Annotated in this window: 18 protein-coding genes; 14 read left to right on the forward strand and 4 right to left on the reverse strand. The window is 58.2% G+C overall.

The features are described 5' to 3' along the window. A complete protein-coding gene (locus ACTJKV_RS00815; RefSeq protein ID WP_440598384.1) occupies positions 1–1,302 on the forward strand; it encodes an NAD(P)/FAD-dependent oxidoreductase in 1,302 nt (433 codons plus the stop codon). Here ACTJKV_RS00815 and ACTJKV_RS00820 read toward each other — a convergent pair. Next, positions 1,297–1,800, reverse strand: a complete 504-nt coding sequence (locus ACTJKV_RS00820) for a gluconokinase (protein WP_274101003.1) — start codon at positions 1,798–1,800, stop codon at positions 1,297–1,299. The genes ACTJKV_RS00815 and ACTJKV_RS00820 overlap by 6 nt on opposite strands. A gap of 502 nt (positions 1,801–2,302) precedes the next feature. Here ACTJKV_RS00820 and ACTJKV_RS00825 point away from each other — a divergent pair. Then, positions 2,303–2,779 carry a VOC family protein gene (locus ACTJKV_RS00825; RefSeq protein WP_440598385.1) on the forward strand — a complete coding sequence of 159 codons (477 nt, stop codon included), beginning with the start codon at positions 2,303–2,305 and terminating at the stop codon, positions 2,777–2,779. A 148-nt stretch (positions 2,780–2,927) separates the two neighbouring features. After that, positions 2,928–3,644: a YoaK family protein gene (locus ACTJKV_RS00830; protein WP_313591849.1), complete on the forward strand. Its 717-nt coding sequence runs from the start codon at positions 2,928–2,930 to the stop codon at positions 3,642–3,644. Positions 3,645–3,648: 4 nt separating this feature from the next. Here the strand turns inward: ACTJKV_RS00830 and ACTJKV_RS00835 are convergent, their stop codons facing one another. Then, positions 3,649–4,101, reverse strand: coding sequence for a hypothetical protein (locus tag ACTJKV_RS00835; protein ID WP_376784952.1), 453 nt, complete (start codon positions 4,099–4,101; stop codon positions 3,649–3,651). Between the two features lie 192 nt (positions 4,102–4,293). Between ACTJKV_RS00835 and ACTJKV_RS00840 the strand changes: the two genes are divergently transcribed. Beyond that, on the forward strand, positions 4,294–4,929 hold the full coding sequence (locus ACTJKV_RS00840) for a trimeric intracellular cation channel family protein (RefSeq protein WP_062427313.1): 636 nt from the start codon (positions 4,294–4,296) through the stop codon (positions 4,927–4,929). A gap of 54 nt (positions 4,930–4,983) precedes the next feature. On the opposite strand, the gene irrA is transcribed toward ACTJKV_RS00840, so the two are convergent. Beyond that, positions 4,984–5,403 (reverse strand): iron response transcriptional regulator IrrA, encoded by a 420-nt coding sequence (gene irrA, locus ACTJKV_RS00845; protein WP_062427148.1) that lies wholly within the window; start codon positions 5,401–5,403, stop codon positions 4,984–4,986. A gap of 297 nt (positions 5,404–5,700) precedes the next feature. Here irrA and fabA point away from each other — a divergent pair, with 297 nt between their 5' ends. From fabA to ACTJKV_RS00870, 5 genes are all read left to right on the forward strand, one after another. Beyond that, complete coding sequence (gene fabA, locus ACTJKV_RS00850) at positions 5,701–6,216, forward strand: 3-hydroxyacyl-[acyl-carrier-protein] dehydratase FabA (RefSeq protein WP_062427147.1); 516 nt, start codon at positions 5,701–5,703, stop codon at positions 6,214–6,216. 65 nt (positions 6,217–6,281) lie between these two features. Continuing rightward, a complete protein-coding gene (gene fabB, locus ACTJKV_RS00855) occupies positions 6,282–7,505 on the forward strand; it encodes a beta-ketoacyl-ACP synthase I (protein WP_062443064.1) in 1,224 nt (407 codons plus the stop codon). A 6-nt stretch (positions 7,506–7,511) separates the two neighbouring features. Beyond that, a complete protein-coding gene (gene fabI / locus ACTJKV_RS00860) occupies positions 7,512–8,318 on the forward strand; it encodes an enoyl-ACP reductase FabI (protein ID WP_062427145.1) in 807 nt (268 codons plus the stop codon). A gap of 261 nt (positions 8,319–8,579) precedes the next feature. Then, complete coding sequence (locus ACTJKV_RS00865; protein ID WP_062599181.1) at positions 8,580–9,149, forward strand: TadE/TadG family type IV pilus assembly protein; 570 nt, start codon at positions 8,580–8,582, stop codon at positions 9,147–9,149. Between the two features lie 13 nt (positions 9,150–9,162). Beyond that, entirely contained in the window at positions 9,163–9,744 is a 582-nt protein-coding gene (locus tag ACTJKV_RS00870; RefSeq protein ID WP_062443058.1) for a TadE/TadG family type IV pilus assembly protein, read from the forward strand. Positions 9,745–9,895: 151 nt separating this feature from the next. On the opposite strand, the gene ACTJKV_RS00875 is transcribed toward ACTJKV_RS00870, so the two are convergent. Then, a complete protein-coding gene (locus ACTJKV_RS00875; RefSeq protein WP_062599183.1) occupies positions 9,896–11,215 on the reverse strand; it encodes an MFS transporter in 1,320 nt (439 codons plus the stop codon). Positions 11,216–11,506: 291 nt separating this feature from the next. Between ACTJKV_RS00875 and cyoA the strand changes: the two genes are divergently transcribed. The 5 genes from cyoA to ACTJKV_RS00900 all read left to right on the forward strand — a co-directional run bounded on the left by cyoA (position 11,507) and on the right by ACTJKV_RS00900 (position 16,633). Beyond that, the gene (gene cyoA, locus ACTJKV_RS00880) at positions 11,507–12,607 is read left to right on the forward strand and encodes a ubiquinol oxidase subunit II (RefSeq protein ID WP_236760277.1); all 1,101 of its coding nucleotides are present in this window, start codon (positions 11,507–11,509) and stop codon (positions 12,605–12,607) included. 67 nt (positions 12,608–12,674) lie between these two features. Beyond that, positions 12,675–14,681 (forward strand): cytochrome o ubiquinol oxidase subunit I, encoded by a 2,007-nt coding sequence (gene cyoB / locus ACTJKV_RS00885; protein ID WP_062599184.1) that lies wholly within the window; start codon positions 12,675–12,677, stop codon positions 14,679–14,681. 3 nt (positions 14,682–14,684) lie between these two features. Next, positions 14,685–15,311, forward strand: coding sequence for a cytochrome o ubiquinol oxidase subunit III (cyoC, locus tag ACTJKV_RS00890; RefSeq protein WP_062427139.1), 627 nt, complete (start codon positions 14,685–14,687; stop codon positions 15,309–15,311). After that, positions 15,311–15,724, forward strand: coding sequence for a cytochrome o ubiquinol oxidase subunit IV (gene cyoD / locus ACTJKV_RS00895; RefSeq protein ID WP_062427138.1), 414 nt, complete (start codon positions 15,311–15,313; stop codon positions 15,722–15,724). Before cyoC ends, cyoD begins: the two co-directional genes overlap by 1 nt. A gap of 135 nt (positions 15,725–15,859) precedes the next feature. Then, the gene (locus ACTJKV_RS00900; protein WP_274101000.1) at positions 15,860–16,633 is read left to right on the forward strand and encodes an SURF1 family protein; all 774 of its coding nucleotides are present in this window, start codon (positions 15,860–15,862) and stop codon (positions 16,631–16,633) included. The last annotated feature ends 15 nt before the right edge of the window (positions 16,634–16,648 follow it).

Here is a 16,648-nt window from a genome sequence, read left to right on the forward strand (position 1 = left end):
ATGGCTCACGTAACCGCGCTTCCCAATCCCGGTCATACGACCTCCTGGTATGCGGCCTCCGCCAATGACAAGAGCGTGCGCCCCACGCTCGAAGGCGAGATGCACGCGGATATCTGCGTGATCGGCGCAGGCTTCACCGGCATGTCCGCCGCACTGGAACTCGCTGAAAAAGGTTTCTCCGTCATTGTTCTGGAAGGCACGCGCATCGGCTTTGGCGCCTCCGGGCGCAATGGCGGGCAGATCGTCAACGGCTATAGCCGCGATCTCGAAACCATTGCGGGGCGCTATGGGCAGGAGAAGGCGGTCAAGCTCGGTGAGATGTCGCTCGAAGGCGGTGAGATTATTCGCGAGCGTGTGGCGAAATACGGGATCGACTGCGATCTGGTGGATGGCGGTTTCTTTGCCGCCTTCACGCAAAAGCAGATCCAGGAGATGGAAGCCAACAAGACCCATTGGGAGAAGCACGGGCATTCCGGGCTGGAAATGGTCTCCAAGGCAGAGGTCGGCCACTATGTGAAGTCCGATCGTTATGCCGGCGGCATGATCGACCGTTTCGGCGGCCATGTCCATCCGTTGAACTACGTGCTGGGTGAGGCGGCGGCTGTCGAGAAACTGGGGGGTCGAATCTTCGAAAATTCCAGGGTCATCGGCGTTGAGAAGGGAACGAGCCCGACGGTCAGAACCGCGCATGGCAAGGTCACGGCAAAATACGTGCTGGTCTGCGGCAATGCCTATCTTGGCAAGCTCTTGCCGGAAATCGGCGATCGCATGATGCCGGTGTCGAGCCAGGTCATGGCGACCGAACCGCTTGATGCGGGCCTGATCGAAAGCCTGCTTCCGGCGAACTACTGCGTTGAAGATGCCAATTACATTCTCGACTATTATCGACGCACTTCGGACAACCGCCTGCTTTATGGCGGCGGTATCGGTTATGGCGGCAGCGATCCGGCCGATCTGACCAGCGTTATCCGTCCCAACATGCTGAAAACCTTTCCGCAATTGAAGGACGTCAAGATCGACTTTGCCTGGAGCGGCAATTTCGCGCTGACGCTGACGCGCATTCCGCATATGGGGCGGCTGTCGGAGAACATCTATTTCTCCCACGGAGACAGCGGCCATGGTGTCACCACGACGCAATTGCTTGGGCGCATTCTGGCGGAAGTTGTGTCCGGACACGCAGGTCGCTTCGATGTCTGGTCGTCGCTGCCGAACTTCCAGTTTCCTGGCGGCAAGACGTTCCGCGTGCCGCTGACCGTCCTGGGGGCGTGGTGGTACGGCCTGCGCGATAAGCTCGGTCTATAGGGCCTTCAAACCTTTCAGCGCGTTGTCGACGATTTCGTCCGGCGTGGCATCTATGTCGACAGTTACGACGCCTGGCTCGCCGGTCGGCACTTCCAGCGTGTCGAGCTGCGTCTTCAACAGCGACAGCGGCATGAAATGGCCTTTGCGTGCACCCATGCGCTGCGTCAAAAGCTCAACGCTGCCCTCCAGAAAGACAAAGGCTAAAGGTCCGCCACAGGCGGTCCGCAGCCGATCGCGATAGGACTTCTTCAGGGCCGAGCAGGAAATCACAACGCCACCGGCCTCATAGCCCTGGCGAAGCTCCGCACCCACGAGATCGAGCCAGGGCCAGCGATCCTCATCGGTAAGCGGCGTACCAGCGCTCATCTTCTCGACATTGGCCTTGGGGTGCAGCCTGTCGCCTTCCTGAAATGGCATGCCAAGCTTTTCCGCCAGCTCAGCGCCGACCGTGGATTTGCCGCAGCCGCTGACGCCCATCACGATGATTGCCTGTTTCATGCAAAGAACCTTTCATGCCTGCAGCACCGGCCCAGAAATCAGCGTTGATTTTCGGGAAATCACGATGCGTTGCTCTGTCTCGTCGTGGCCTAGCAAGAAGGCGAGGATAAGAAAATGGTTTTTATCAGAGGCGACTTAACAAGCGGCTCGATAAATGCCGGAGCAAACGTCACCATAGATTGTCCCGCAGCCGCCGCGCTCCAACCCGTCCTGTTGGAGGTTGAGATTTTGCTCGCCGGTCAAAACTCGCATGGAGCCTATCAACATGACCGCTCCCCAGTTCATGTAAACTTAGACGGCAGGAGTTTATCAGCTATAGGTTTCTGCACGGGTATTTATATAATTTGGCAGTTGTTTCGGGATTTCTAGGATTGGCCTTGCTGCGTCGCATCAAACCGGGATCTGTTGGACCACATGTGACTGGTAGCCGTAATCGTAATGACAACCAAAGCCTTCGTCAGTTGGGGCACAGACGCAGCTGGTCGATAAGAGAGGATTGAAAATGGCCGAAGATGCTGGCGTGATTGCTGTGGACCATATGGGATTCTCGGTCGCTTCGTTGGAGGAGGCGATCCAGTTTTGGACCGAGGCGATGGGTTTCGAGCTTGCTCGCCGAGGAGAGATGGGTGGGGAGTTCCTACGGGAGGCCACGGGGGTTGACGATCCGCACTGCCGAATGGCGCTGGTGACGGCTCCAAACGGCTACCCTATAGAACTCCTCGAATATTCGACAGGCCGTAAGCTGGGACAGACACCTCGCAGCGCAGGTGCGATCGGCGCCGCGCACATCGCCATCACGGTTGCGGATATCCGCACGGCGATCGCGCGGGTTGAGATGGCGGGGTGGGCAGTGAAGGGTTCGCCGCAGCCGATACCAGGTGGCCCCCGAAGCGGAACAATGGTTGCGTACATCTCCGGTCCGGACGGTATCACCATCGAGCTGATGCAGCCGCCCGTTCAACATTCCCGCGTCGTGTGACGCCCCCTCGCCGGGAAAGCTCCTTTGTTTAGGTTTTCTGTTCCGTTGTTAGCCAACCCCCAACTCTTTGAAGCTATGTATCGTGTTTATCCGAAAATCGAGTTCGATTTTCGGCCCTATGCTGTAAGTCTCTGCACGCCGAGGCACCATGACCAGACAAAGACGCCGTAACATCATCAAGGCAAGGCGCACCGGAATGGGGCTTGCGCTCGTGGCGGCCATCTCCTACGTCGCAGGGATGACGGATGCGATCGGGCTGATGATGTCGGGGGACTTCGTGTCCTTCATGACGGGCAACACCACCCGCGCGGCGATCTCGCTGGAGGCCGGTCAGTACGATCACGCGCTGAAGCTCTTTCTCGCCATCATCACCTTCGTCGCCGGCAACGCCGCGGGCATCATCGTCGCGCACAGTTCGCAACGGCGCATCTTCACCGTGCTGTGCTCGGTCGCCATCCTGCTGGCGCTGGCCGCCCTGATGCAGACATCCGCGCTTCGACCTTTTGACTTTTACCTGATTGTCTTTGCCATGGGCATGATCAATGCGGCGGTCGAGCATATCGAGGGTCTGCCGATCGGGCTGACTTACGTGACAGGGGCTCTCTCGCGCTTTGGTCGCGGCGTTGGCCGCTTCATTTTAGGCGAGCGAAAGGTCGACTGGTCCATCCAGCTTGTTCCATGGATTGGCATGGTGTCGGGTGCAATCTCCGGAGCGATCCTTGCAAGCGTTTTTCCAGGCGGCGCGCTGCTGGTCGTCAGTCTCACGGTGTTTGCGGTGGCACTTGCGAGCATGCTCATGCCGCGCTCGCTCAGAACCCGTTATAACCAGCGCGTTGCAATCAAACGCGCGCCAAAGGGGGCGTGACGTCCTATTTGCGGGAAAGCGTGACGAAGGCCGTGCCGCGCACGCGAACCGTCATTTCGCAAGGCGCGCTGTCGGTACGTTCGCAATAGCGCGGGTGCATTTTCAGCACGAAGACCATGTTGCCGAAGCGCTGGATGAAATCGTAGCCATAGATGGTCGCGGTGGCGATCAGCAGATAGCCGCCCTCTTTCACCTGCACATAGAAATTGTAAGGGCAGCCATCGTCGTTGCAGGTGGTGCTCTTGTGACCGTCGCAGGTCAGTGCCCCACGATTGGTGACCGCATCCATCAGACCGTCATTGTTGATATCGATGCGCGAGATATAGTCCGGTCCGAACTCGGCAACCTTGCACTGCTTCTGGAAAAAAGCCTTCTCATAAACTTCCGGATCGCTCACCAATTCCTGTTGGGCGCGTGCTGGCGTCATCAGGCTCAAAAGCGCCAGAAGGCAGAGCATGGATGAGAAGAGACGTTTCAAGGCAGTGTCCTTCGTGGTCTGATCGCTGCCGTCGGGGGTGTCCATAAGCAAAACGACTTCACCTTTACCGGATTTGCGTTATGGATGACGCAGCATGATGATGGCGAGGTCTATAACCCGCCGCGCTTGCGTCACACTGACCGTCACTGCGAAAATGAGGGGCGCCTCGTCATGTCACTTCTGGCTTTCCTCGATTATGCGGGTGTCGCGGTGTTCGCAGCGACAGGCGCGCTCGCCGCCTCGCGCAAGCAGTTGGATTTCATCGGCTTCATGTTCTTTGCCGCAGTGACCGGTATCGGCGGTGGCACGCTGCGGGATCTGGTGCTTGGTCGTGCGCCCGTCTTCTGGGTGGTCAACCCCACCTATATTCTTGTTTGCGTTGGGGTGGCGGCACTCGTCTATTTTACCGCGCACCTTTTCGAATCCCGCTACCGCCTGTTGATCTGGCTCGATGCTGTCGGCCTGTCCGCCTATTGCGTTATGGGGGCCGCAAAGGGGCTTGCGGCAACGGGTTCGCCCACGGTCGCCATTGTCACCGGAACGATGACCGCCACCTTTGGCGGCGTGCTTCGCGACATTCTGGCCGGCGAACCATCCGTGCTTCTGCGTCCGGAAATCTATATCAGTTGCGCGCTGGCCGGCGCCTGCGTGTTCACCGGCGTGCATTTCCTCGGCGCGCCACTGATCGTCTCGTCGACGGCAGGAGTTCTTACCGCTTTCGGCATTCGCAGCGGCGCACTGATATTCGGCTGGACTTTCCCGCCCTACAGGTCTCGCCCAGGCCGTCCGCCGGAAGATGTGATGTGAAGCCCGAAAACGATAAAGGCACCTTCCGGTGCCTTTTGATCAATCAATGCGGTGTCAGCGCTCTTTGCGCCGCAAACGGATGACGACATCCACATGGGCGATTTCCATGCCCGCCGGCGGTTCGGGAAGATTGCCGATCTGCAGGTTGTTGACTGGAATATCGAGAACCTCGTTCTCACCTTCAACGAAAAAGTGATGGTGATCGGAGACATTGGTGTCGAAATAGGTCTTCGCACCCTCAACGGCCAGCACGCGGATCAGGCCAGCCTCGGTGAATTGGTGGAGAGTATTGTAGACGGTTGCAAGCGAAACGGGCACACCGGCCGTCACCGCCTCGTCATGCAGTTCTTCTACCGTCAGGTGGCGGTCGCCCTTCGCGAACAGAAGATCGCCAAGCGCAATGCGCTGGCGTGTCGGCCGCAGGCCGAAGCGGCGTAGCCGTGTTCCAATGTCCAGGGTGGCGTCAAATGCCATCGGTCAGGGTTCCTAAGAACGGTTATAAAGTGCGTCTTGACGATGCATATATCTTTTAAGGACAAGGCTTTCAATAGTTTCCGGTTGAGACGCCTCGCCTATTGCCGGCGAAAGGGCCGTTTTTGCAATTTTCCTCTGGTTCCGTCCTTACGCTTCCTGTATGCGGGCGCCATATTGAGAACAGGCCTCTGGCAAGTTGGTCTGCTCCAATGTGTATGCGGCCCTTGTGGCGCTTCATTTTGAGCCTAACTTGCTTTACAGAAGTCTATAAACACGATGAGATGGGAAACGGAAGCAATGGCAACGAGGCAATCCAGCTATAATTATGAGGAAATCCTGGCATGTGGCCGCGGCGAACTGTTCGGTCCCGGCAATGCACAGCTTCCTCTGCCTCCAATGCTGATGGTTCATCGTATCACTGAAATTTCCGAGACCGGCGGCGAGTTCGACAAGGGCTTCATCCGAGCCGAATATGACGTGAAGCCGGACGACTGGTATTTCCCCTGCCACTTCCAGGGCAACCCGATCATGCCGGGCTGCCTTGGCCTTGACGGCATGTGGCAGTTGACGGGCTTCTTCCTCGGCTGGCTGGGTGAACCGGGCCGTGGCATGGCGCTTTCCACCGGCGAAGTAAAATTCAAGGGCATGGTTCGTCCTGAAACCAAGCTTTTGCAGTATGGCATCGATTTCAAGCGCGTGATGCGTGGCCGGCTCGTGCTCGGCACCGCCGATGGCTGGCTGAAGGCCGATGGCGAAACCATCTATCAAGCGACGGACCTTCGCGTTGGTCTGTCTAAGGAAAAGACCGCCTGACGTCTTTAAACAAGACGGGCGCCACGCGCGCCATCTGCGGCAAGCTCTAAGAAAAGGTCACCTTCATGAGAAGAGTAGTAGTCACCGGCCTCGGTATCGTTTCATCGATCGGCAGCGACGCGGGCGAAGTCACGGCTTCCTTGAGAGACGCCAAGTCCGGCATTTCGTTCTCGCCAGACTTTGCCGAACACGGCTTCAAATGCCAGGTCTGGGGCAAGCCATCGCTTGATCCGACCGATCTGGTCGACCGTCGCGCCATGCGCTTCCTCTCCCAGGGTGGAGCGTGGAACCATGTGGCGATGAAGCAGGCAATCGCCGATTCCGGCCTGGAAGAGAGCGATATCAGCGGCAATGAGCGCACCGGCATCATCATGGGCTCGGGTGGACCGTCCACCCGCACCATCGTCGAAGCATCCGACATCACGCTGAAGAACAACAGCCCGAAGCGCATCGGCCCGTTTGCCGTGCCGAAGGCCATGTCGTCCACGGCATCGGCGACCCTTGCCACATGGTTCAAGATCCACGGCGTCAACTACTCCATCTCGTCGGCCTGCTCGACGTCTGCGCACTGCATCGGCAATGCGGCTGAAATGATCCAGTGGGGCAAGCAGGATGTGATGTTTGCCGGCGGCCATGAAGATCTTGACTGGTCCATGTCGAACCTTTTCGACGCCATGGGCGCCATGTCCTCGAAGTATAACGACACGCCTTCGGTCGCCTCGCGCGCCTATGACGTCAATCGCGATGGTTTCGTGATTGCCGGTGGCGCAGGCGTTCTGGTTCTGGAAGAGCTGGAACATGCCAAGGCCCGCGGCGCGAAGATCTATGCCGAAATCGTCGGCTATGGCGCGACCTCGGATGGTTACGACATGGTCGCTCCGTCGGGCGAAGGCGCCATCCGCTGCATGCGTCAGGCGCTTGCGACCGTGAAGGGCGATGTCGATTACGTCAACACCCACGGCACCTCCACGCCTGTCGGCGACAGCAAGGAAATCGGCGCGATCCGCGAAGTCTTCGGCGACAAGATCCCGCACATCCAGTCGACCAAGTCGCTGACGGGTCACTCGCTCGGTGCTGCCGGCGTCCAGGAATCGATCTACGGTCTGTTGATGATGCAGGAACGCTTCATCGGCGAGAGCGCCCACATCGAAACGCTCGATCCGGAATTCGACGGCGTTCCGATCGTTCGCAAACGCATCGATGATGCCAAGATCGACACCGTGCTCTCCAACTCATTCGGCTTCGGCGGTACCAACGCCACGCTCGTCTTCCAGCGCTATAACGGATAATTGCCCATGAACGGCATCATGCAGGGTAAACGCGGCCTCATCATGGGCGTCGCCAACAATCACTCGATCGCTTGGGGCATCTCCAAGGCGCTGGCCGCGCAGGGCGCGGAACTGGCTTTTACCTATCAGGGTGAAGCCCTTGGAAGACGCGTCAAGCCGCTCGCGGCTGAAGTCGGCTCCGATTTCATCGTGCCCTGCGATGTCGAAGATATTGCATCCGTCGACGCGCTTTTCGAGACCCTGCGCCAGCGCTGGGGTTCGATCGACTTCGTCGTTCACGCCATCGGCTTTTCCGACAAGAACGAGCTGAAGGGCCTTTATGCCGACACCACGCGCGAAAACTTCAGCCGCACCATGGTCATCTCCTGCTTCTCCTTCACCGAGATTGCCAAGCGGGCTGCAAGCCTGATGACGGACGGCGGCTCGATGCTGACGCTGACCTATAATGGCTCCCAGCGCGTGATCCCGAACTACAATGTCATGGGTGTGGCGAAGGCGGCTCTCGAGGCGTCTGTCCGCTATCTGGCAGCCGACTACGGTCCGAAGGGCATCCGCGTCAACGCCATCTCGGCAGGCCCGGTCCGCACGCTTGCAGGCGCCGGTATTTCGGACGCCCGTGCGATCTTTGCCTGGAACGCGAAGAACGCACCGCTGCGCCGAACGGCCGATATCGACGATATCGGTGGCTCTGCGCTCTATCTTCTGTCGAACCTCTCCCGCGGTGTAACCGGCGAATGCCACTATGTGGATTGCGGCTACAACATCACCTCGGTCCCGACACTGGATGAGCTGCGCAGAGCCGACGCCGATTAAGTCCCTCTGCGTGAGATAGTTACGTTAAAAAAGCCCGGCAGTGTCGGGCTTTTTTGTGCTTGGTTGTGGGGCTGTCGTCTTCCTTCTCACCCGCGCAAAAGCGCGTCTACTGTGCTTCGCATGTCGAAAAACAGGACATGCGGTAAATGCGAGGCTTTCCGAAAAGGAAATATAAAGAAAGCCCTCATAATGATCCTAATGCGAGACCATTCCCGCAAGATCAGTTTCCGCCAGAGATAGAAAAGCCCCATGCGAAGGCCAATGTTTCAGAAAGCATTACCTGGCAAGTTACTCCGCTCGCGCGACGGCTCCGCCGCGATCGAATTCGCCATCCTTGCCATACCCTATTTCATGGTGATCTTCGCAATCCTGGAAACGTTCATCGCGATGACAGGGGAGCAGCTTTTCGTCAACGCCACCGATACCATGGCCCGCAAACTACGCACCGGACAGATCGCCAACACGGTGACAGCGGAAGACTTCCGCAAACAGTTCTGTAGCGAAGTGTCGATCATGGTGACGTGTGATGATAAAGAAAGCAAAGCGACTCCCAAGCTCTACATTGACCTGCGCCAGTTCAATACCTTCGCAGATATCCCCAAAACCCTGCCGTTGATAAAGACCGGCGATTACTACGATCTGAACACCTCGGCCTTCGGCTTTAAACCGGGAGGGCCGGGGTCAATCAATATGCTGCGCGTCTATTATCGGTGGCCGGTAATTGTCGATCTCATTCGTCCCTATCTGACGAAGGTCCGCCCTGCCGATGGTTCGATGCCTTCCCACTTCCTCATCGTTGCGACCGATGCGTATCGCAACGAGAACTACTAGCGAGCGGAAAAAGATGAAGGTCAAATCCACGCCATCGCAGGCAAAGACCGGGGGCATCTTTCTACGCTTTGCCAAACACCGGGAAGGTGCAGGCGCAATCGAGTTTGCCATCATCTTTCCGCTACTGGTGTCGCTCTATCTCACATCGTTCGAACTGACGATGGGCTTCAGCGTCTATAAGCGCGCCACGCGTGCCGCGGGAATGATCTCCGATATCGTCTCCACTCAGACGAAGATCAACAAAGACTATCTTGCGACGATGAAGGATGTCGCCGCGGCGATCTTCGTTCCCTACGGTACCGATGGATTGAAGCTCAGAATTACCGGCATACAGGTCGACGCAAACCAAAAGGCGACAGTGGCGTGGTCATGGGATCAGGCCGGTGGCCGTCCCTATTCGGTCGGTACCCCAGTCGACGTGCCGGCAAACCTGCTCTCCATCAGCAACTTCGTGATCCATTCAGAACTGTCGGTGCCGCACAATCTGCTGATGTTCATGCCGACGCTGGTTTCGGAAAACTCGACCATTACGATTGCCAAGGATTACTACTTCGCCAAGCGCGAGGGCGAACCGATTGTGTGCGGAGACTGCTGAGGCCTGTTGCGCAAAGGCGAACGGACTTGTGAAGAAGAAGGCGCGACGCCGCTTACCATGTGACGCGCAGACATCTCTGGACCAGCTTAAGACACGAAAAAGCTGCGAAACACGGACGTTTCGCAGCTTTTATTTTGGCCACATGACGGGGTCAGGCGGGCATATCGAGCTTGCGGCTGAAGAACAGCGCCACGATGGTGCAGACTGCGCCAGACAGCAGGTAGATACCGACGGCGAAGAGGCCAAACTCCGAAGAGAATCCGAGCGCCACGAGTGGTGCGAAGCCTGCTCCGATCAGCCAGGAGATATCAGAGGTCAAAGATGCGCCGGTGTAGCGATACTCTCGGCTGAAGCGTGACGCCAGCGCGCCACCAGCCTGACCGAAGGACAGGCCAAGCAGCGAGAAGCCGATCAACACGAACAAATAGCGGCCGATATCGCCGGACGCCATCAGGATCGGCGCGATGAAGCTGAAGACACCGATCAAGGATGCGGCGATCACCAGGAGTTTGCGACGTCCGATGCGGTCGGCAAGGGCACCGGACACGACGATCATCCCACCGCCGATAATGGCGCTGATGAACTGAACGAAGAGAAAGTCTGAAAGACGCTGCTGCGTGTGCAGAACAACCCAGCTGATCGGGAAGACGGTGACGAGGTGGAACAGCGCGAAGCTTGCCAGTGGAACGAAGGCACCGGTGATGACGACGCGCGACTGGCTCCGCAGCATCTCGAAGACCGGCTTCGGCTCGAGTTCATGCTGTGCCAGCATCGCCTGGAATTCCGGCGTTACGATCATGCGCAGACGGGCAAAGAGCGCCAGAACGTTCAGCGCCAGAGCCACAAAGAACGGGAAGCGCCAGCCCCAGGCCAGAAACTCCGGGTTCGACAGCTGGGTGACGAAGATGATGAAGAACGCGCTCGCAAGACCAAAGCCCATGGCGGCGCCGATCTGCGGCATCATTGCGTACCAGCCACGCTGCTTTTCAGGCGCGTTCATGGCGAGAAGCGAAACCAGACCATCCCACGCGCCCCCGAGACCCAGACCCTGGCCGATACGGAAGACGGCAAGCAGCACCGGCGCTAGGACGCCGACATCGCTATAGGAAGGCAGGAAGCTGATCGCCATCGTCGACCCACACAGGGTGAAGAGGGCGGCGGTCAACTTGACCGCGCGACCAAACTTGCGGTCGATCTGCAGGAAGATGAGCGAACCGATCGGTCGCGCAATGAAAGCGAGCGAGAATACGGCGAAGGAATAGAGGGTCGCAGTAAGCGGGTCCGCAAACGAAAAGAACACGTAAGGGAACACCAGAACGGACGCGATCGCATAAACAAAAAAGTCGAAAAATTCGGTCATTCTCGCCAGAATGACGGCCATCGTAATGCGGTCGGGATCGACGGCAACGGGAGCCTGGCGTGACGGGGCATCAGAGCCCGGAAAAGTTGAGGCCGTATCGGTATAGCTCATAATAATCCCTCCAGCGTATTGCGAACCATGGCGTAACGCAGGCGGCTCCTCATCCGTTGCGTTACATGCGACGGATTGTCACACACCGCACTGCACCCGTCAAACGGAATTGCCTGAAATTGCTTGCCGATGGGGCTCTGTTTGGAGTAACTGCTGGGTGGAGAACGATTGCTTCGCCCAGCTGTCATTGCTGCGGCGCAAAAGGCCGCTGCACCGCGACAAAATTACACATTTATTAAATGACATTTGGCAACTAATCCCGGTCCATACCGAATAATCGAGTTGAAGAACGTGCGCACGATCAAGAAACTTACCACGGCCCTTGCGGGCCTGTCGTCGTTGCTGCTGCTCAGCGGCTGCAACCTCGTCGTCATGAACCCCTCGGGTGACGTTGCCCGCCAGCAGGCCGATCTGATCATCACCTCGACGGTTCTCATGCTGTTGATCATCGTTCCGGTCCTCGCGCTGACAATCTTCTTCGCCTGGAAGTATCGCGCGGCCGCCAAGGCGACCGATTACGATCCCGAATGGCATCACTCCACCCGTCTGGAAATGGTCATTTGGTCAGCCCCGGTCGCCATCATCCTGATGCTCGGCACCGTCACCTGGATTGCCACCCATCGTCTCGATCCCTATCGCCCGCTCGACCGGATCGACGAAGCGCGCGAAGTGACGCCGGAAACCAAACCATTGACGGTCGAAGTGGTCGCCATGGATTGGAAGTGGCTGTTCTTCTATCCGGAACTCGGCATCGGCAGCGTCAATGAATTTGCCGCTCCTGTCGACGTTCCGATCAACTTCAAGATCACTGGCACGACGGCCATGAACTCCTTCTTCGTGCCAGCCCTTGCCGGTCAGATCTATGCCATGGGTGGCATGCAGACCAAGCTTCACGCCGTCATCAACCGCGAAGGTGTCTATGACGGCTTTTCATCCAACTTCTCTGGCCCCGGCTTCTCCTGGATGCGCTTTAAGTTCCATGGCGTGAGTCAGCAAGGCTTCGACCAGTGGGTCGCCAAGGTGAAGGAAGGCGGCAAGCCGTTCGGTCGCATGGAATACCTGGAACTGGCCAAGCCTAGCGAACGCAATCCGGTGGAATACTTCGCCAATGTCGATCCTCAGCTTTATGACGCCATCCTCAATCGCTGCGTCGAGCCGAACAAGCTCTGCATGCGCGACATGATGCATGTCGACGCCAATGGCGGCGGCGGCAAGGAGGGCATCGATATCGCCAAGGCGCTGAATTCCGTCGTCTGCACGCCGCTCGCACCCTATGGTGTCGCCACCGGCCCGCAGTCCATGCCTGCTGCCATCGAAGGCCAGACCTTCGAGCCTGCCGCTCTGCCGCAGGTCAAGGCGGAAGCTGCGAAGGCGCCCGGCAACGCCGGCTGAAATTGAAACTGATGATCTGCGGCGCGCGTACCCGCGCCGCCCTTAAGACTTGAAGCAAGAGGCTAAAATGGTCGCCGCCACCACCGATCAAACGTCCTTCCTGTTCGGGAAGCTGACGCTGGACTCCATCCCGTACCACGAGCCGATTCTCATCGTCACCTTTATCGGGGTGGCCATCGGGGGCATCGCCGTACTCGGTCTCGTCACCTATTTCCGGCTCTGGGGTTATCTCTGGAAAGAATGGTTTACGTCAATCGACCACAAGAAGATCGGTATCATGTATATCGTTCTGGCACTCGTCATGCTTCTGCGCGGCTTTGCCGACGCCGTCCTGATGCGTACCCAGCAAGCCATCGCCTCTGGCGGTTCGGAAGGCTACCTGCCACCGCATCACTACGACCAGATCTTCACCGCGCACGGCGTCATCATGATCTTCTTCATGGCCATGCCGATGATCACCGGTCTGATGAACTATGTCGTGCCGCTGCAGATCGGCGCACGCGACGTGTCCTTCCCCTTCCTCAACAACTTCTCCTTCTGGATGACGACCGCCGGCGCCGTGATCACCATGATCTCGCTCTTCATCGGCGAATACGCCCAGACTGGCTGGCTGGCCTATCCGCCGCTGTCGGGGATCGAGGGAAGTCCGAATGTGGGTGTCGATTACTACATCTGGGGTCTGCAGGTCGCAGGTGTCGGAACGACCTTGTCGGGTATCAACCTGATCGTCACCATCATCAAGATGCGTGCACCTGGCATGACCATGATGCGCCTGCCGATCTTCGTCTGGACGTCGCTGTGTTCGAACATACTGATCGTCGCATCCTTCCCGATCCTGACTGGCACGCTCGCCCTTCTGACGCTTGACCGCTACCTCGGCATGAACTTCTTCACCAATGACCTTGGTGGCAATCCGATGATGTATGTGAACCTCATCTGGATCTGGGGTCACCCGGAAGTGTACATCCTGGTTCTGCCTGCTTTCGGCATCTTCTCGGAAATCGTTTCGACCTTCTCCCAGAAGCGCCTCTTCGGCTACACCTCGATGGTTTATGCAACGGCCGTCATCACCATCCTGGCCTATGTCGTGTGGCTGCACCACTTCTTCACCATGGGTTCCGGTGCAAGCGTCAACGCCTTCTTCGGCATCACGACGATGATCATCTCGATCCCGACGGGCGCGAAGATCTTTAACTGGCTCTTCACCATGTATAAGGGCCGCATCAAGTTCGATGTCCCGATGCTGTGGGCGATCGGCTTCATGATCACCTTCGTCATCGGCGGCATGACCGGCGTTCTGCTTGCCGTTCCTCCGGCAGACTTCGTGCTGCACAACTCGCTGTTCCTGATCGCTCACTTCCACAACACGATCATCGGCGGCGTGGTCTTCGGCGTTCTGGCCGGTATCGTCTACTGGTTCCCCAAGGCCTTCGGTTTCCGTCTCGATCCGTTCTGGGGCAAGATGTCCTTCTGGTGCTGGTTTGTTGGCTTCTATGTCGCCTTCATGCCGCTCTACGTTCTCGGCCTGATGGGTGTGACGCGTCGTCTCAGCCAGTTCGAGGATACGTCCCTGCAGATCTGGTTCGTGATCGCGGCCATCGGCGCTGCCATCATTGCCGTCGGCATCGCCTCGTTCCTGCTGTCGATCGTCTTCGGCTTCCTGAAGCGCGAGCAACTGCGCGACGTCACCGGCGACCCCTTCGATGGTCGCACTCTGGAGTGGTCCACCTCTTCCCCGCCGCCTGCCTACAACTTCGCCTTCACGCCGGTCGTGCATGATGTCGATGCCTGGGCGGACATGAAGAAGCGTGGCGCCGAGCGTCCCGTGGATGGCTTCATCCCGATCCACATGCCGAAGAACACCGGCACGGGCGTTATCCTCAGCGCCATCAGCGTCGCCCTCGGTTTCGGCCTGGTGTGGCACATCTGGTGGCTTGCGGCAGCAAGCATGCTCGCGATCATCGTGGTCTCGATTGCTCACACCTTCAACTACAATCGCGACTACTACATCCCGGCAAAGGATGTAGCTGAAGTCGAAGCAGCGCGCACCAAGCTGCTGGCAACGCAGGCGTAACTCATGTCTCAAGCACCCGCACAGACCGCCGACAGCGCGGAAAAGCCGGTCTTCTATCTGAAGGAAGACCATCATACGGAAAACGGCACAGCGCTCGGTTTCTGGCTCTATCTGATGAGCGACTGCCTGATCTTCGCAACGCTCTTCGCAACCTACGCCGTGGTCGGCCGCAACTATGCGGCCGGACCGTCGGGCGCGGATCTCTTCGATCTGAAGCTCGTCGCGATCAACACCGGTTTCCTTCTCCTGTCGTCCATCACCTATGGCTTTGCCATGCTGGAGGCACAGAAGAAGAAGGTCAATTCGACCCTGCTCTGGCTCGCTATCACCGGCGTCTTCGGCCTCTGCTTCCTCGGTCTCGAACTCTACGAGTTCCATCACCTCATCGAAGAAGGTGCCGGCCCGCACCGTTCCGCTTTCCTCTCCGCCTTCTTCGCACTCGTCGGTACCCACGGTCTTCACGTCACATTCGGCGTGATCTGGCTCGTGACGCTGATGGTCCAGGTGAAGAAGTTCGGTCTGCACGCCGATAACATGCGCCGTCTGACGTGCCTCTCGATGTTCTGGCACTTCCTCGACGTCATCTGGATCGGCGTCTTTTCCTTCGTCTATCTGGTTGGAGTTCTGTGATGAGTTCGAACACGCATACACACGACCACGCGCATGGCCATGCCCATCATGGGGACGACCATCACCATGAGAGCGGCGAGGATCATGGCTCCTTCAAGAGCTACATGATCGGCTTCATCCTGTCGGTCATCCTCACCGCCATTCCTTTCTGGCTGGTGATGGGCGATGTTCTGGAGAACCGCACGGCCACCGTGATCCTGATCATGGTCTTCGGGGTCATCCAGGTCTTCGTCCATATGATCTACTTCCTGCACATGAACACCAAGTCGCAGGGCGGCTGGACCTTCATGTCGCTGCTCTTCACGCTGGTCGTCGTCATGATCGCGCTCGTCGGTTCGCTCTGGGTCATGTACAACATGAACAAGAACATGATGCCGACCATGACCATGGAGCAGATGAAGAATCTGCCCTGACATACCGGTTCATCGATCAGGTTCGCGCCGAAAGCGGCGCGGACCTTCCCTCCGAGAAGACACATAACCCCATGAATCGGAGAGCGGATTCATGGGGTTATGTGTTTGAGCATGATGCTCTCAAGGAACACCCCAATGCAGACCACCGCCAGAAAAGGCATACGCCCCGCAGCCGTCGTCGTCATCATGATGACCGTCATTCTCACCGGCCTGTTGCTGGCGCTTGGCACATGGCAGGTAAAGCGGCTGTCCTGGAAGCTTGACCTCATTCAGCAGGTCGAGCAGCGGGCTCATGCCGCGCCGGTGGACGCGCCGTCACCTTCGCAATGGGCATCGCTGACCAATCCTGCAGATTACGAGTATCGTCGGGTACGCCTGGCGGGGATCTTCCGTCATCAGGATGAGGTGCAGGTTTATACCGTTTCCGATCTCGGCCCGGGCTACTGGGTGTTGACGCCGCTGCAGCGCGATGATGGCTCGCTGGTGATCGTCAATCGCGGCTTCGTGCCGAGCGACAAGCGCGACCCATCGACGCGTCTGGAAGGCGAGTTGCCGGCCAGAGTGGAAATCGTGGGTCTCATGAGGGCGCCCGAAACCGGCGGTCTCTTCCTGCGCACGAACGATCCGCAGCACAATCGGTGGTACTCCCGCAACATTGCGCAGATTGCTGACGCCAAATCGCTCGGCACCGTGGCGCCCTTTTATGTGGACGCCGACGCGACACCCAATCCAGGCGGCCTGCCAATCGGTGGCAAGACCATGCTTGTCTTTCCGAACAACCATCTCTCCTATGCCATCACCTGGTACGTGTTGGCCGCGATGACGGTCGCCGCCGGCTGGTATGTCACACGCAACCTCAATGCGCCGAAGCGAGACGAGGACGATGAGGCGGGCGGTAAGCCCCAATAAAGCGTTTCACCTTTT

Source organism: Agrobacterium sp. 22117, from assembly GCF_052045735.1.
GTDB classification, from domain to species: domain Bacteria; phylum Pseudomonadota; class Alphaproteobacteria; order Rhizobiales; family Rhizobiaceae; genus Agrobacterium; species Agrobacterium cavarae.

Coding starts and splice junctions, on each gene's coding strand:
- fabB (WP_062443064.1), top strand. CDS start 6,282: ATGAGAAGAGTAGTAGTCACCGGCCTCGGTATCGTTTCATCGATCGGC.
- ACTJKV_RS00900 (WP_274101000.1), top strand. CDS start 15,860: ATGCAGACCACCGCCAGAAAAGGCATACGCCCCGCAGCCGTCGTCGTC.
- ACTJKV_RS00815 (WP_440598384.1), top strand. CDS start 1: ATGGCTCACGTAACCGCGCTTCCCAATCCCGGTCATACGACCTCCTGG.
- ACTJKV_RS00865 (WP_062599181.1), top strand. CDS start 8,580: ATGTTTCAGAAAGCATTACCTGGCAAGTTACTCCGCTCGCGCGACGGC.
- irrA (WP_062427148.1), bottom strand. CDS start 5,403: ATGGCATTTGACGCCACCCTGGACATTGGAACACGGCTACGCCGCTTC.
- fabI (WP_062427145.1), top strand. CDS start 7,512: ATGAACGGCATCATGCAGGGTAAACGCGGCCTCATCATGGGCGTCGCC.
- ACTJKV_RS00840 (WP_062427313.1), top strand. CDS start 4,294: ATGTCACTTCTGGCTTTCCTCGATTATGCGGGTGTCGCGGTGTTCGCA.
- ACTJKV_RS00870 (WP_062443058.1), top strand. CDS start 9,163: ATGAAGGTCAAATCCACGCCATCGCAGGCAAAGACCGGGGGCATCTTT.
- ACTJKV_RS00825 (WP_440598385.1), top strand. CDS start 2,303: ATGGCCGAAGATGCTGGCGTGATTGCTGTGGACCATATGGGATTCTCG.
- ACTJKV_RS00820 (WP_274101003.1), bottom strand. CDS start 1,800: ATGAAACAGGCAATCATCGTGATGGGCGTCAGCGGCTGCGGCAAATCC.
- fabA (WP_062427147.1), top strand. CDS start 5,701: ATGGCAACGAGGCAATCCAGCTATAATTATGAGGAAATCCTGGCATGT.
- ACTJKV_RS00875 (WP_062599183.1), bottom strand. CDS start 11,215: ATGAGCTATACCGATACGGCCTCAACTTTTCCGGGCTCTGATGCCCCG.
- ACTJKV_RS00835 (WP_376784952.1), bottom strand. CDS start 4,101: ATGCTCTGCCTTCTGGCGCTTTTGAGCCTGATGACGCCAGCACGCGCC.
- ACTJKV_RS00830 (WP_313591849.1), top strand. CDS start 2,928: ATGACCAGACAAAGACGCCGTAACATCATCAAGGCAAGGCGCACCGGA.
- cyoB (WP_062599184.1), top strand. CDS start 12,675: ATGGTCGCCGCCACCACCGATCAAACGTCCTTCCTGTTCGGGAAGCTG.
- cyoC (WP_062427139.1), top strand. CDS start 14,685: ATGTCTCAAGCACCCGCACAGACCGCCGACAGCGCGGAAAAGCCGGTC.
- cyoD (WP_062427138.1), top strand. CDS start 15,311: ATGAGTTCGAACACGCATACACACGACCACGCGCATGGCCATGCCCAT.